Raw genomic sequence first — 14,447 nt, forward strand, 5'->3', positions numbered from 1 at the left:
CCGTGCGCACATCGGGTTCATTCTCGCCACCTGGCCCACCCGCCATACCGGCTCACCGGCGGCTGCCGCGACTATTGAACACAGAGCAAAAGTGTTTTGTTATTGTGCGCGTTTTTAGAATTAAACGACGAAATATAATGGCCTCAGCAAAACATCATCGCCCCACGGCCTAATTCACATGAGGGAAGCGCCATGCTTTTTGACTCGTATTCTTTAAACGGTTTATTGCTGAACAATCGCATCGTCATGCCACCCATGACCCGTTCACGGGCCGGCGCCGGCGACGTCGCCACCGACATGATGGCTGAATATTATGCCCAGCGCGCCAGCGCCGGGCTGATCGTCAGCGAAGGCACGCAGATCAGCCAGCAGGGCCAGGGTTATGCCTGGACGCCCGGCATTTACACCCCGGAACACATCGCCGGTTGGAAAAAAGTCACCGACGCCGTACATCAGGCCGGCGGCAAGATCTTCGCGCAGCTTTGGCACGTCGGCCGCGTGTCGCATACCATTTTACAGCCTGGCCACGCCGCGCCGGTCTCCTCCTCCGCCATCCAGGCCGACGGGGTCAAGGTGTTCGTGGATGTCGAAGGCCGCGGGCCGGAACATGGCGTGGGTGAAATGGTGCAACACTCCGCACCGCGCGCCTTAACGCGGGAAGAAATCCCGGCGATCGTTAACGACTACGCCCAGGCGGCACGCAACGCCATCGCCGCCGGTTTCGACGGCGTAGAGCTGCACGGTGCGAATGGCTATCTGATCAATCAGTTTATCGACTCACGGGAAAACCAGCGCGACGACGAATACGGCGGTTCACTGCAAAATCGCCTGCGTTTCCTGCGGGAAGTCGCGCAGGCGGTCGCGGACGCCATCGGCAAAGAGAAACTGGGCGTGCGCCTGGCGCCGCTGACCACTCTGATGGGCTCGCAGGACGATACCCCGGAAGCCACCTATCTGGCGGCGGCCAGCGTGCTGAACGATATCGGCGCCGCTTATATTCACATCGCCGAAGCGGATTGGGATGATGCCCCGGTGATGCCGGCGGCGTTCAAAGAATCGCTGCGCCTGATTTTCCGCGGCACGCTGATTTACTCGGGCAAATACACGCCTGAACGCGCTGAAGAAGCGCTGGCCAAAGGTTGGGCAGACTTGATCGGCTTCGGCCGCCCGTTCATCGCCAACCCGGATCTGCCTCACCGCCTACAGCACGGGCTGGCGCTGAATGCGCCAATCAAAGAGAAATTCTTCGGCGGCAGCCGGGAAGGCTACACCGATTACCCAGCGATCGGGTAAATACATTCAGCCCCCCGAGCTTGGAGGCGGGGGGCTTCGCCGGCCAGGCAAACAACGCTCTTAAAAATAAGCGACATAATCCAGATTTTCAGTGTCCGCACGATAAAGAAAAAAATCGAAAACCTTAAATATAAAATAATAAATTAAACATTTTCATTGCAATTTCTTATTAGAATACAAAATAACAAAGCATATAAAAACAATATAATTTGAAACAAAAACAATGAAAAAAACGAAAATAAAAACGGAAAAGACAATATTAACTGGAGATTTAAACACATAGTCCGTATTGACCGAACAGGGTTGAATATATACACGAACGTGTAAATATCTTTCTGAACAGCGCTACTGTGGCGCTGCATTGATTAAGGAAAGATCTTATGTCTAAATCACCTATTGGCACTACAGCCACGACAGGACAGAAATGCCCGGAAAGCGGCGTCTGGGAAGTGGTTGGCAAACCCTCAACCACAGCGCCAATCGCTAAAGGCAATATCATGCCTCCTTATGGCGGCAAAGGGGTCACCTGGAAATTGATCCAATACGCATAATCCGTCGTCTTCAGGCCTCTTTTTTCAAAAGGGGCCTCGCAGAAAAATCCTATGACGCCTTATTTTATACCCTCCCGTTGCGCACTTTGCCCGATCGCATTTCGATGTTCCGTTGCAGTTCGCGCAGCCCGCCGGCCAGGAAGCAGGCTTCCGCCAGCACGAACAGCGGGCCGATGATCAGGCCCGTCACGTCGTCCATAAACGCCGGTTTTCGTCCCTCCCAGAAATGTCCGACAAACTGAAACAGCCAGCCGATGACGAAACCGCCGATGCCGACGCTCAGCCACGCCGTCGTCGATAGCGACGCCACCCAGGCGCCGACCCCGAGGCACAGCAGCAGCAACGCCAACATCATGACGCCAAGCCGCAGACTCAGCCGCAGGTAATAGAGAGCCGACACGATCACCACCGCGCAGGCCGGCGAAAACGGCAGCCATCCCGCACCCCATGCCGGCCGGGAGAGCAGCACCAGCAGGCTGACGACGATCAGGGGGATGCCGATAAAGTGCGTGACGATATTGCGCGCATCGCGATGATAGGCGGCATAAGCGGCAAGTTGATCTTCCAGACTTCGCATGTTGACCTCCGGTATGTACGGCCTTCGTCGCCGAACGCGTGCAGCCGCATGCGGCTGCCCTTACCCATAGCTTAGCGCGGGATCACCAATACCGGTTGGCCAATCTCATCCAGCAGGCCACGCGTGACGGAGGCGTTCAACCAGCGCCCCAACGAAGACAGGTGGCGGTGCGAGATGATCAGCAAATCGCAGTTGAACAGCGCCATCTGTTCCGGGATCACCTCGATGGGCGTCCCCGCAGCCAGCAAGCCCTGGGCGTTGAAACCCTGCTGTTTCAGCGCCCGCGTCACCTGCCCGACCTGCTTTTCCGCCAGCGCCTCTTCCCGTTGCGCGGCGGGATACTCCTCGCGCTCCTCGCTGTCGAAACGCAGGCCGCTACGGCTGAGCGTGAAGGCATTGTCCACCACCGTCAGTACGATCACGTCGCCGATGCTGCCTTGCAGGCGCGCCATAAAATCCAGGGCATTGCCGCTGTGCTCAAAGCAGTCCACCGCCAATAACACTCTCTTAATCATAACAATCCTCGTTCGGCTGAGTTAAATCGCGCCCTTGAAGTTGGCTTCGCCCTTTTTCCAATACCCCTTGGCAAACAGCGCCGCACGGGAGACGCCCATTTCGTTGATAAAGCGCGCCTTCAGGTATGCGGCGATCTGCTGCTCGCAGGCCAGCCACACCTGCCCTTCGCCGGGCGGCAGTTCGCAATGGCTGACGGCCTGCACCAGCGGGCTGTTCATCACGCTGTCAAAATGGCGCGTGCGAATTTGCCAGCTGTTCACCTGCAAGAAGGAACAATCGACATCCTGAATCTCCTGCGCATCGCCCACTTCGGCGAACCACAGCACCGGCAACGGGTCGGACAGCGAGGCGAGAATGGTGCGCATGGCGGGCAACGCGGTCTCATCGCCCAGCAACAGCAGCCAGCGAGTTTGCGGCAACAATCGGAAGCCGCCGGAACAAGGGCCGGCGAACCCCAGCTTGTCGCCCGGCATCGCGTCGCGCGCCCAGTTCGACGCCGGGCCTTCGCCGTGCAGTACCATATCGATATCGAAGGTGCGGGCGAGTTTGTCGATGCCGCTCAGGGTGTAAGCCCGCCCGGCCAGCGTGTCGCGCCACGGGAAGAACACTTTGACCCAACTGGCCGGCTCCTGCGCGCGCGGATCGGCGATAAACTTATCCACATCATCGCCGCTCAACGTGATGCGACGGATCCGGGCGGTGACTTGCCGCACGGCGCTCACCCGGGCCTCCCGTTTGCGGCGGGTGTCCCTTTCCAGCATCTCGTCGACAATCTTATTCAGCGTGTTGTGCATCGGCCTTCTCCTGTGGCGCCGCAGACGGGTAGGTGTGTTCCCAGCCGCCGCCCAGCGCTCGATAGATATTCACCACGGCGATCGCCGTCTCCTCCTCTGAAACAATTTGCGCGGACTGCAGATCCAGCAGCGCGCGCTGCGTGCTCAGAACGTGGATAAAATCGCTGGCGCCGTTCAGATAGCTGTCGCGCGCCAGCGCAAACGCGTGTCGGTTGGCGGCCAGCGCCTCGGCCAGGTGCGTCTGGCGGCGCTGCTGGGCGCGATAACCGGCAAGCGCGTCGTCAATCTCGTGCCAGGCGCGCAGCACCGTTTGCTGGTAGGCGATGGCCATTTCCTGCTGCCGGTATTCGCTCAGGCGCACCCGTTGGGTGATTTTCCCCCCGTCGAACAGCGGCAAATACAGGGCGGGGCCGATGGCGAAGGTATGCGTGGACCAACTGCCCATATCCGCCAGCGCCAACGCCTGATAGCCCGCATTGCCGGTCAGCGTGATGCGCGGGTAGTAGTCGGCGGTGGCGACGCCGATCTCGGCGGTCGCCTGATGCAAACGCTCCGCCGCTTCGCGAATATCCGGCCTGCGCAGCGCCAGATCCGACGGCACCCCCATCGGCACGGCGCGCGCCAGCGTCGGCAGCGGCCCCGTCGGCGACAACATCGCTGTCAGCGCGCCCGGTCGCTCGCCCAACAGCAGGCTGATGGCGTTGATCAAGCGTTCCTGCCGATCGAACAGCGCCGGCAGCAGGGCATCCACCTGCGCCAACTGCACCTGCGCCTGATCGACATCCAGTTCGTTGCCCGCGCCGCTCTGATAACGGTTTTGCGTCAGCTGCAGCGTGCGCAGCGCCGTAGTGCGGTTTTCCTGCGCCACCGCCAGCTGTTGCTGCGTGGCGCGCAGGCGCAGATAGTCGCTCGCCACCTCCGCCGTCACCGACGTCAGCAGTGCGCGCCGGTTCTCCTGCGAAGCGGCGAAGCTGGCGCGCGCACTTTCCGACGCGCGACGCAGCTTGCCCCACATGTCCAGCTCCCAGGTGGCGCTGGCTCCGCCGCGCCAGAGGTTATAATCCGCCTCTCCGCCGTTGCCGGACGGATCCATGCTGCCCACCGAGGTGGCGCGTTGGCGCAGATAAGCGCCGTCCAGACTCAGATCCGGCATCAGCGCCGCCTCCGTCACGCCCAGCAAGGCGCGGCTTTGTTGCATGCGCGCCGTGGCGAGCTGCAGATCCAGGTTGCCGGCCGCCGCGCGCTGCACCAGTTGCGACAGCGACGCATCGTTGAATATCGACCACCAGGCCACCGGCAGCGCCCCGCCGCCGGCCTGCTCCCCCCAGCTTTCGGGCAGCGCGTTCTGCGGCCGAGCGTAGTCCGGCCCTACCGCCCGGCAGCCGCTCAGCGCAATCAGCAGCAGCGGGATCACGACTCTGTTCATTGCAAGCCCCCGTCCAGCGTATTGATGCTGACGTCCGCAGACATGCCGACGCGCAGGGCGCTCAGCAAGGTGGCGTGCTCTTTGTTGATATCAAACACAATCTTCACCGGGATGCGCTGAACGATCTTGGTGAAGTTGCCGGTGGCGTTCTCCGGCGCCGCGGCCGCGAAGCTGACGCCGGAAGCCGGCGCGATGCTGTCCACCAGCCCTTTCAGCGTTTGGCCGGGAAAGGTATCGATATGGATGTCTACCGACTGCCCGTGCGCAATGTTTTCCAACTGGGTTTCCTGGTAGTTGGCGATGATGTACAGCTTGTCCTGCGGCACGATGGCCAGCAGCGCATCGCCCGGTTTGACGAACTCCCCGACCCGTAGGCTTTTCTTGCCGATCACGCCGCCGATCGGCGCGGTGATACGGGTGTAAGACAGGTTCAGCTCGGCCATCGCTTTCTTCGCCTGCGCCAGCATCAGCTCGGCATCGCTGTCCGCCAGCTTGGCTTGCAGCACCTGCTCCATGTTTCGCGCCGCTTTGAGCGTCGCCTCCGCCTGCGCCACATTGGCGGAAAGCGTGTGCACCCGCGTTGTCGCCTGCTGCGCCGCCTGCTGCGACCCCGCACCGCTGCTGGCCATTCTCTGGTAGCGGTTCTGCTCCTGGCACGCAAACGCCAGCTCCGCCTGCGCCGCCTGCCGCTCCGCCAACGCGGCGGCGATCAGCGCGCTCTGTCGGGTCAGGTTGGCCCCGGCGTCGTCCTGTCGGGCGCGGGCGGATTGCTCCTGGGCCGTCGCCTGCGCCAGCGCGACGTTGAATTCACGCGGGTCGATCACCGCCAGCAATTCCCCCTGTTTGACCCACTGGTTGTCCCTGACCAACACCTGCGCAATTTCACCGGCAATCTGCGGTGAAATACGCGAGATATCGGCGCGAATATAGGCGTCGTTGGTATTCTGCTGTGTTTCTTTAATAAAGAACTTATTGATTAATAACCCCAGCGTAATGACGGCAACCGCCAATACGGCAACGGCGACTTTCTTGTTAGCCATAAAAGTGACTCCACTTAATATTTATGTCTGATGATAAAATGTCAGGCAGCGACCGAACGCGGCGGGTAAATACGGGTCGGCATAACTAAAATCAGCGCGGTCAGTAATAACGCCAGGCCGGCAACCAACAGATAAAGATCGGCGCTGGCCAGCACGTGGCCCTGCCGGGCGGCAAGCTGCGCCAACTGCTCCGCCGATCCCGATGCGCGGCTATAGGCCGAGCCGAAGCCGTCGGCGATCGTACCGGCGTGATAATCCCCGCGCTGCCGGCTGAGCAGTGCGATGGCGCCGCCGGCCGCGGTGGCGGCGAAACCTTTCACCGCGTTGAACCACGCCGCCGCAAACGGCCCGTCGGTCGGCAACAGCCCGCCGGTCGCCTGCATCAGCAACGGGATGATCGCCATCGGTTGAGCAATCGCCTGCAACAGTGCGATGACGCGAAACGTGTCGCCGTTCCATTCCGGCGTCAGCTGGGCGGCCAGTACGCAGGCGGTGGCCATCAACAGCAGGCTGATCGCCAGCACCCAGCGGCAATCCACCCGCGGCGTATTGCAAATTATGGCGACGATCGGCAGCGTAATTAATTGCGGCAACGCCACCCACAGCATTAAGTCGGAGGTTTGTTCCTGACGGTAACCCTGAATCGCGGATAAATATCCCGACGTGATATTGACCAGCGACACCATAATTAACAGCACGCCACCCAGCGTAATTAAGGAGAAGGACAAGTTCCTTTTGCTTAATAGCTGCAAATTGAAAAAAGGCAGCGGGTGATACCATTCGTTAATCAGAAATAATGCCAATAGCCCAATGCCGCCCAACAATAAAACGTAGATCAGCGGCGAGTTCAGCCAGTCGAGGCGCTCCCCCTGTGAGATGCCCATCGTCAGCATGCCGAGCGCCATGCCGCCGAGCAGCAGGCCGCGCCAGTTGAACTGCCGCAGGCGCTCCAGCCGCAACGGATCCTGCGGCAGGCCGTAACCGATGCACACGGCGGCGATCGCCATCAGCGGCAGGTTCCAGTAGAAATATCCGCTCCAGCCCCAGTGAAAGGCGAAGGCGGCGGCGGTGGCGCCCAGCGTAGCGCTCCAGGCCGAGACCCAGCCGTAGGCGCCCAGTCCCAGCACCTTGATCAGCGGCGGCATAAAACGCAGCACCACCGTCATCAGCATCGGCGGCAACGCGCCGCCGGCGAAGCCCTGCAGGCTGCGCACCGCCAGCAGCACGCCATATTGTTCTCTCAGCCAGGGCGTCAGCAGCCCGCCGGCCAGGTAAATGCCGCACATCGTCAGCGCCACCCGGCGCAGCGAAAAGGTCGGCCAAAAACAGGGCGTGAACCCGGAACCGATCACAAAACCGGTGACGTAGCACGTGGTCAGCCAGCTGCCGGCATCGAAACTCAGCAGCATGCCGCCCTGTATATCCGCCAGCGCGAACTTGCTGGCGTTTTCCCCCACGCCGCTGGCCATCACCGCCAAAAACACGCCGAACAACCCCAGCCAGGTACGGCCGTTGATTTCGCCGGCGCTGGCGAGCCATCTATTCTTGTGATGCGGCGTAACAGACACCTCAACCATTCCCCACTCCTGCTGTTTCAGCCTCAATCTTTGTTGTCGTGGGCAGTATCCGGGCTTATTTCGATTGTTTAAAATGAAATGATGTAATTAACTAGTTGCACAAAACGCAATCCACTGAGTGCACCACCACCGGAGAGGACATGCCGCAAAAAATTGATTTCAACCTGATCTATGCGCTGAATCTGCTGCTGGAAGAAGGGAGCGTGAGCGGCGCCGCCGAGAAGATGAATCTGAGCGCGCCGGCAATGAGCCGCATTCTTGGGCGCATCCGCCGGCAGTTCGACGACCCGATCATGGTCAGAGCCGGCAAGCATCTGGTGCCGACGCCGCGCGCGCTGGAGTTGAAACGCCAGCTCGGCGAGATCATCGAACAGGCTGCCGCGCTGATCGCACCGAATGATGCATTCGAACCCGGCAAGCTGACCCGAACCTTCACCATTCGCGCCAACGACATTTTTATCGGCGCGCTGGCGGGCGGCCTGCTGGAAACGCTGCGGGACATGGCGCCGTTAAGCGGCCTGAAGTTTATCGCAGAAAGCGACGGCGAGGATGATGCGCTGCGCAGCGGCAAGGTGGATCTGGTGATCGGCTCCTCGCGCGACTGGCACCCGGAAATCAAAACGCAGAGCCTGTTCACCAGCACCTTTCAGGCGCTGGTGCGCCCTGGGCACCCGATCATCGGCCGGGTAACGCCCGAAACCCTGACCCATTACCCGCATATCAGCGTTTCTCGCCGCGGGCGAACGCAGGGGCCGATCGACGACGCGCTGCGCGATCTCGGCCTGCAGCGCAACGTCGCCCTGACCCTGCCGGGCTTTCATTCGGCGATGATGCTGACCATGAAGTCGGACTTTATCCTGCCGCTGCCGCGCCACGTGCTGCAGGGGGTGAGCAATATCCACCTGCCGTTGGCGGAGATCGAGCTGCCGCTCGAGCTTGAATCGGTGTTTATCGTCCAGGCCTGGCACCCGCGCCTGGATCGCGATCCGGCGCACCGCTGGCTGCGGCAGACCATCAAGCAGTTCTTTTTGCAGCGGGAGTGAGGGGGCTATGTGTTGGGGAGAGGGACGCTCGCGACAGAACCCAAATACGCCTGCCAGATAAGCCGGTAATATGGCATTTTGCCGAAGCCCTGCGCATACTCAGACGTCTTGGGTAAACCGCGCAACGCGGGCAATGGCATCGATATTCCATTTCGCCAAGCACGAAAACAGAAAGGAACTCATGTCCAGGGAGGCACAAATGACCAAAGCGTATTATTGGAAAAGTCAGGTGTGGGGCGTGACTTACTTTTTTATCGCGCTTTATTACATCTATTCTTTCCAGGACATGGTGAATATCGCACTTTCGTTGATCCTCTCCATCCTGAGCTTTTTACTGTATCCCTGTGCTAAAAAAGGCACTGAAATGGCCGCCCTGCAGTTCACGAGTGAAGAATTTTGGCACCGCGGACTGTTCGCCGATACCATAGGCAAAAATGGCGTGCTGATCCTGTATTATGCATTCTGTTATGTCATGGCCCTGCCGCTGGGCGCCCTGTATCTGCTTGCCCTGTTTCTCAGAAATAAAAAGGCCGCGTAAGCGGTTTTTACGTCAACGGCTTACTGCCTCATAGTCCTTCTTCATGAACGTTTCTTCTACCCACGCAAGCTGCGCTATCACAAAGCGAAAGAAGCAAATTACCCCTACCGGAGCCGACAATCACAGAGGAGATTGGGAGACATTGATTGGCGGAAGATCACAGGAGTCGAACCTGCCCAGGACCGCTGGCGGCCCCAACCGGATTTGAAGTCCGGCCGCCCCACCGGGGACGAGGATCTTCCTTGGAGAAGAGAAGAAGCAAGGCGCTGATTATAGCGCAGTTTGTTCGCTGCGCTAAGCGGGAAATGGCGGCCGCCGGCGATTCGGCGGCCGGGGAGCGCTACTTCAGGAAATCCTTCACGTCCAGCAGGATGAACTCGTTGTCATCCGCCATATTGGGCTGGCGGCTGGAGGAAAACGGGAAGTTGTTGTCGTTGCCGACGATGATGTGGTTGGCGTCCACCACGTCCACGTTCTCGATAGTGAAGAACGGGAAGGTCAGCACGCCGTCGTTCAGCGGCTTGCGCGCCAGCTTGTTCGGATCCTGAATGTTCATCAGGTCGATATAGCCCAATTTTTCGACCGGTTTGCCGACGTTGGCGTCCGAGAAGGCGATTTTATACACCCGCTTGAACTTGGCCACCTGGCTGAAGCAGTTGTCGGTTGGCGCGCCGGCGGCGCAGGCTTTATCCGGCGTGCCTTCGCCGTTGTCGCGCTCAATCACCAGCCCCTGGGTGGCGTCGATCATGTTGAAATCGCCGATGGCGTTCTGGTTGTCTTCCAGCACGTACTGCCAGCTGCGGCCGGTCCAGGCCTGCTGTTTGACGTCGAACTCCAGCACCCGCAGGTAGCGTTTGCCGCCGACGTTCTCGAACTGTTCGCCATCCCACAGCGCCCCTTCCAGCAGCGGGTACAGCTTGCTGCCGTCCGGCGAGGCGGCCATGCCTTCAAAGCCTTTGGAACGCGCCACCTGGAAGTTCTGCTTGCCGTCCGGCGCGCCCGGCAGGGTCAGCGTCGGGTTGTCCGGCGATTTCACCACCTTGCCGTCCACTTTGGTGTCGAACACCGCCAGCACCTTGCCGTTCAGGTCGGCCTTGATTAGGTAAGGCCCGAACTCTTCACCGATCCATAAGGCATCGTCGGCAAACTGGAAGCTTTCCGGATCGAAATCGCTGCCGGTCAGATAGCGCTGCTCGGTGCTCTCGTTGATGATGTGGAACGGCACCTTTTTATCCGGATCGTGCAGGAACACCGTCTTCAGCGGCGCGACCGTGCCGTCTTTGAAATCGATCTTGTAGTGGTTGAGGTACAGCATGGCGTCCGGGGAGTTGGCCTTGCTGCCGAAACCATTGTCGGTCAGCACCCAGTAGGTGCCGTCGGGCATGTGTTTGATGCCGGAGTGGCCCTGCAGCGGCTGGCCGTTGATCGGCAGGCCGATGCCGGTCAGGCGATCGGCGGATTTACCCGCCACGCTGCCCAACTCGGTGACGCGTTTCCCGCTGGTGTATTTGCCGCTCTGCTGCAGATCGCTCGGCGCGTCCTTCGGTGTGGAAACGGCGGATTTCACCGGCAGCAGCGCATGCCCCGCCAACGTCGCCGGCACCGGCTGCGCGTCGGCCCACAGGTTGGCGCTCAGCGCCATGCAGCCGACCAGCAGCGCCAGCCGGGTTTTGGTGTTGTGCATGTCATTGTCCCTTTTCGTTGTTATCGCCCAGAAGTAAAAGCAACGTCACTATAGGGAGCGGCAATGACAGAAATATTATTCGGCGAACGCCCGCCGGTAGCTGTGCGGATGGAAGCGCCAGGTGATGGCGATCAGCACCACCACCAGCAGCGCGTGGATCTGCCAGTCCAGCACGAAGCCGCCGCTGTAGTCGCGCAGCAGGCCGGAAAGGTAAGGCGTGACACCCGCCAGCAGGAAGCCAACGCCCTGCATAAAGGCCACCAGCCGCCCGGCCGCCGCCGGCTGGTGCAGGTGATCGAGCGCCAACACCAGGCACAGCGGGAACGCGCCGCCCAACCCCAGCCCGGAAAGCAACACCCACAGCCACGGCAGCGTTTGCGGCAGGTAAATCAGGCCGATAAAACCGATCAGTTGCATCATCAGCGCCAGCAACAGCAGCGGCCGCCGGTCATGATTGCACGCCAGCGCCGGCAACAGCAGCGCCCCCACCACCTGGCCGAAGGTCATCAGCGCCAGCAGCGAACCGCTGGCCTGCGGCTGCCAGCCGAGCTGCATGTAATACGGCGGCAACCACGCAATCAGGCTGGTATAGCCGCCATTGATCAGGCCGAAATAGGCGCCGAGCAGCCAGGCGCGCCGGTTGCGCAGCAGGCTTGGCCCGCGGTTTTCGCCCGCCGCGCCCAGGCGAGACAGCCCACGGCTGACCGGCCACCAGGCCAGCAGCGCCACCAGGGCCGGCAACGCCCACCAGGCCAGTGCGCTGTGCCAGTCGTGCCCTACGCTCATCAGCCACGGGGTGATCGCCGCCCCCAACCCGCCACCGCCCATCAGCGCCGCCGACCACAGCCCGGCCACCAGCGCCATGCTTTTGAGGAAGTGATGCTTGATGATGCCGGGCATCACCGCCTGGATCACCCCGATGCCGAGCCCGCCCAGCACCGCGCTCATCAGCAGTTGCACGCTGCCGGGGGCCAGTTCGCGCCAAAGCGCGCCCAGCCCGATCGCCAGCAGGCTCAACGCCACGGCGCTGCGTTCGCTGAACAGTCGGTTGATGGCGCCGCCCGCCAGCGCCATCAGGCCCATCATCAGCACCGGCAGCGTGGTCAACAGCGCCGCGCCGCCAAAACTCAGCCCGGTAGCCTGGCGCAACGTCGGCAGCAACGGGCCAATCGAGGTCAACAGCGGCCGCATGTTCAGGCCGATCAACACCAGCGCCAGCAACAGGGGGTTGAGCCAACGGCGTGGAGAAGGTGAATTAACAGAATGATTTAACAAGGTATATTCCTGGTACTGCGAAATGAAGAGTGCGGCGTCACAGCGCGATCGCCGCAGCGTTGCGTTACTGTAGGCAACGCCGCTAGTATTGGGAAATTAAATAATAAAATAGCCAACAGTGGGAAAATGAATCGCTACCCGATGTTCAATCCGCAGCTGCTGCTCAGCTTCGTCGCCGTGTGCGACAGCAACAGCTTCACCCGCGCCGCAGAGCGGGTGTTTTTGTCGCAGTCCACCGTCAGCCAGCAGGTGCGCCGGCTGGAAGAGATGCTGGGCAAGCCGCTGTTTGAGCGTTCCTCGCATCAGGTGCTGCTGACCGAAGAAGGCGTCAAGCTGTTGAGCTACGCGCGCCGCATTATCGCGCTGAATGAAGAAGCCCACGATGCGCTGACCGGCATCTGGCGCGACGGCGTGCTGCGGATCGGCATGCCGGAGGATTTCGCCGTGCCCACCACCGGGCTGCTGGCCGAATTCAGCCGCGAGCACCCGCACCTGCGGCTGGACGTCGCCAGCGGCCTGAGCGCCGATCTGCACAACGCCTACGCGCGTGAAGAGCTGGATCTGATCCTGGTGAAGCAGCGCCGCCGGCAACCGCCGCGCGCCGCGCGGCCGGAACCGCTGCTGTGGCTGGACAGCCTGGCCTTCCCGGCCATCGAGCAATCGCCGGTGCCGCTGGCGGTATTTCCACTGAACGGCCTGTACCGCGACGAGCTGTGCCAGGCGCTAGACACCCTCGGCAAACGCTGGCGCATCGGCTACAGCAGCGCCAGCCTGGCGGCGCTGACCGCCGCTTCGGCCGCCGGGCTGGGCGTCACCCTGCTGCCGGCCGGCTGCCGTTTGGCGACGCACCGGGTGCTGGGCGCGGCCGAAGGATTGCCGCCGATAGACAGCTTCGAACTGGCGCTCTACTACCGCGACGGCGCTCCCGCCGCCACGCTGGCGCTGGCCCAGCGGCTGGCGGCGTTTTGCGGGCTGAAGTAAGGCAGCTTACGCCACTATCTGCGGATGTTCGCGCTGCAGCCAGTCGATAATCCGTACCCACAGCGCTTCTGTCTGCTCAAGGCAAGCCTGTACCGCCGCGTCCGTCACCAAGTCGCCGGAATAATCCGCCACGTTGCGCTGTTTTCGCAATGCATCCAGGCAGATCATTTCCTCTCGCGGCAGCCCTACGGTGAGCGGCAACGATTGGATCATGATCTGGTGATGGCCGGGTTTGCTGGTCAGCGTGCGGTATCCTTTGGCTTGTAAAGCGGCATTCGCCATTTGCATGACCGCCTTATATGCCGTGTCGAAACGGCTCTCATTGCTAAGCTGAGTGATACCCGCATCGCGTCGGTTGCGAGCGGCGGCGGCCAGCAATTTTTTAATCGCCCCCGCGTCAGGCGTTATCACCTCCAGTCCCAGCCCGACCAGATTGTCCAGCGTCATCCTTGTCTCCCACAATCCAGAGTTGGGGTTTATCCATAATGTCCTGAATAAACGCGGAGTTCTCGGCCAAAGCCGCTCGCCACTCTTCAGGCGAATACAGTTTGGGGTTAATTTCCCGACCCAGCGTTGCCTGCAGCGGGTAAACCGCCTGAATCACCTCCGCAAAAGACAGTTTGCCGACGATCAGAACATCGATATCACTGGCCGCCGTCGCTTTGCCACTGGCGACAGAACCAAAAATAAAAGCGCGTTCAATAGCTTCGCCAAACGCTGCCAATGTCTGCCTTAAGCACTCCGCCGGCCCGCAAACCTTGCGGAAAATCGCCGCCAGCTCAGGGAAAATCAGGCAATCGGCGTTGGCCTGATAGCAAATTTGGTTGCCCTGCCGCTGCCTGAGCAAGATGCCGCTCTCCGCCAACCTGCTCAACTCTTTATGTAAAGTGCCGGCCTGAGTTGCGGTGCGCCGCGCAATTTCTCGCACATGAAACGCACGCCCGGCTTCAATAAACAGCAGGCTTAGCACTTTTCTACGGTATTCGCTGAACAGCAACTCGAGCATCGGATCGTGCATAACGCTGACCTCAATGTAGCTTTAATGACTACAAATGTAGCCATTAAAGCTACGAAAGAGCAAGCCAGGAAAATCCTTGCCCCGGCGCACGCCGGTCATTACCAAATCGAATAGTCACCAGTGGCAAATGTCGC

At 60.8% G+C, this 14,447-nt stretch carries 15 protein-coding genes and 1 tRNA gene; 5 read left to right on the forward strand and 11 right to left on the reverse strand.

The window, feature by feature from the left end; all coding sequences use genetic code 11:
* Positions 1-192 precede the first annotated feature (192 nt).
* Positions 193-1,293: an alkene reductase gene (locus tag ACJ8J1_RS22225; RefSeq protein WP_033645073.1), complete on the forward strand. Its 1,101-nt coding sequence runs from the start codon at positions 193-195 to the stop codon at positions 1,291-1,293.
* A gap of 380 nt (positions 1,294-1,673) precedes the next feature.
* Positions 1,674-1,844 (forward strand): hypothetical protein, encoded by a 171-nt coding sequence (locus ACJ8J1_RS22230; protein ID WP_162837995.1) that lies wholly within the window; start codon positions 1,674-1,676, stop codon positions 1,842-1,844.
* 64 nt (positions 1,845-1,908) lie between these two features.
* On the opposite strand, the gene ACJ8J1_RS22235 is transcribed toward ACJ8J1_RS22230, so the two are convergent.
* The 6 genes from ACJ8J1_RS22235 to ACJ8J1_RS22260 all read right to left on the reverse strand — a co-directional run bounded on the left by ACJ8J1_RS22235 (position 1,909) and on the right by ACJ8J1_RS22260 (position 7,774).
* The gene (locus ACJ8J1_RS22235; RefSeq protein ID WP_033645074.1) at positions 1,909-2,421 is read right to left on the reverse strand and encodes an Mpo1 family 2-hydroxy fatty acid dioxygenase; all 513 of its coding nucleotides are present in this window, start codon (positions 2,419-2,421) and stop codon (positions 1,909-1,911) included.
* Between the two features lie 71 nt (positions 2,422-2,492).
* A complete protein-coding gene (locus ACJ8J1_RS22240) occupies positions 2,493-2,936 on the reverse strand; it encodes a universal stress protein (protein WP_033645075.1) in 444 nt (147 codons plus the stop codon).
* A 21-nt stretch (positions 2,937-2,957) separates the two neighbouring features.
* Positions 2,958-3,731, reverse strand: coding sequence for a siderophore-interacting protein (locus ACJ8J1_RS22245; protein ID WP_033645076.1), 774 nt, complete (start codon positions 3,729-3,731; stop codon positions 2,958-2,960).
* Positions 3,712-5,157 carry an efflux transporter outer membrane subunit gene (locus ACJ8J1_RS22250; RefSeq protein WP_033645077.1) on the reverse strand — a complete coding sequence of 482 codons (1,446 nt, stop codon included), beginning with the start codon at positions 5,155-5,157 and terminating at the stop codon, positions 3,712-3,714. The genes ACJ8J1_RS22245 and ACJ8J1_RS22250 overlap by 20 nt, the downstream gene beginning before the upstream one ends.
* The gene (locus ACJ8J1_RS22255; RefSeq protein WP_033645078.1) at positions 5,154-6,197 is read right to left on the reverse strand and encodes an HlyD family secretion protein; all 1,044 of its coding nucleotides are present in this window, start codon (positions 6,195-6,197) and stop codon (positions 5,154-5,156) included. Before ACJ8J1_RS22255 ends, ACJ8J1_RS22250 begins: the two co-directional genes overlap by 4 nt.
* 41 nt (positions 6,198-6,238) lie before the next feature.
* The gene (locus tag ACJ8J1_RS22260; protein WP_033645079.1) at positions 6,239-7,774 is read right to left on the reverse strand and encodes an MFS transporter; all 1,536 of its coding nucleotides are present in this window, start codon (positions 7,772-7,774) and stop codon (positions 6,239-6,241) included.
* A 140-nt stretch (positions 7,775-7,914) separates the two neighbouring features.
* Between ACJ8J1_RS22260 and ACJ8J1_RS22265 the strand changes: the two genes are divergently transcribed.
* Complete coding sequence (locus tag ACJ8J1_RS22265) at positions 7,915-8,817, forward strand: LysR family transcriptional regulator (RefSeq protein WP_031299766.1); 903 nt, start codon at positions 7,915-7,917, stop codon at positions 8,815-8,817.
* A 199-nt stretch (positions 8,818-9,016) separates the two neighbouring features.
* The gene (locus tag ACJ8J1_RS22270) at positions 9,017-9,355 is read left to right on the forward strand and encodes a colicin E1 family microcin immunity protein (protein WP_033645080.1); all 339 of its coding nucleotides are present in this window, start codon (positions 9,017-9,019) and stop codon (positions 9,353-9,355) included.
* A 147-nt stretch (positions 9,356-9,502) separates the two neighbouring features.
* On the opposite strand, the gene ACJ8J1_RS22275 is transcribed toward ACJ8J1_RS22270, so the two are convergent.
* The 3 genes from ACJ8J1_RS22275 to ACJ8J1_RS22285 form a co-directional block, all read right to left on the reverse strand.
* Positions 9,503-9,597, reverse strand: a tRNA-Sec gene (locus ACJ8J1_RS22275).
* Positions 9,598-9,695: 98 nt separating this feature from the next.
* A complete protein-coding gene (locus tag ACJ8J1_RS22280; RefSeq protein ID WP_033645098.1) occupies positions 9,696-11,039 on the reverse strand; it encodes an esterase-like activity of phytase family protein in 1,344 nt (447 codons plus the stop codon).
* 75 nt (positions 11,040-11,114) lie between these two features.
* Complete coding sequence (locus ACJ8J1_RS22285; RefSeq protein ID WP_033645099.1) at positions 11,115-12,314, reverse strand: cyanate transporter; 1,200 nt, start codon at positions 12,312-12,314, stop codon at positions 11,115-11,117.
* Between the two features lie 126 nt (positions 12,315-12,440).
* On the opposite strand from ACJ8J1_RS22285, the gene ACJ8J1_RS22290 reads away from it, so the two are divergent.
* Positions 12,441-13,295, forward strand: a complete 855-nt coding sequence (locus tag ACJ8J1_RS22290) for a LysR family transcriptional regulator (protein WP_033645100.1) — start codon at positions 12,441-12,443, stop codon at positions 13,293-13,295.
* Between the two features lie 6 nt (positions 13,296-13,301).
* On the opposite strand, the gene ACJ8J1_RS22295 is transcribed toward ACJ8J1_RS22290, so the two are convergent.
* Together ACJ8J1_RS22295 and ACJ8J1_RS22300 are read right to left on the reverse strand one after the other, a co-directional pair.
* On the reverse strand, positions 13,302-13,742 hold the full coding sequence (locus ACJ8J1_RS22295) for a hypothetical protein (protein WP_033645101.1): 441 nt from the start codon (positions 13,740-13,742) through the stop codon (positions 13,302-13,304).
* Entirely contained in the window at positions 13,693-14,313 is a 621-nt protein-coding gene (locus tag ACJ8J1_RS22300; protein ID WP_033645102.1) for a nucleotidyltransferase domain-containing protein, read from the reverse strand. The genes ACJ8J1_RS22295 and ACJ8J1_RS22300 overlap by 50 nt, the downstream gene beginning before the upstream one ends.
* Positions 14,314-14,447 lie beyond the last annotated feature (134 nt).

Origin of the sequence: Serratia sp. CY37869 (genome assembly GCF_052168895.1) — a bacterium.
In the GTDB taxonomy this organism is placed as follows: Bacteria; Pseudomonadota; Gammaproteobacteria; order Enterobacterales; family Enterobacteriaceae; genus Serratia; species Serratia ureilytica.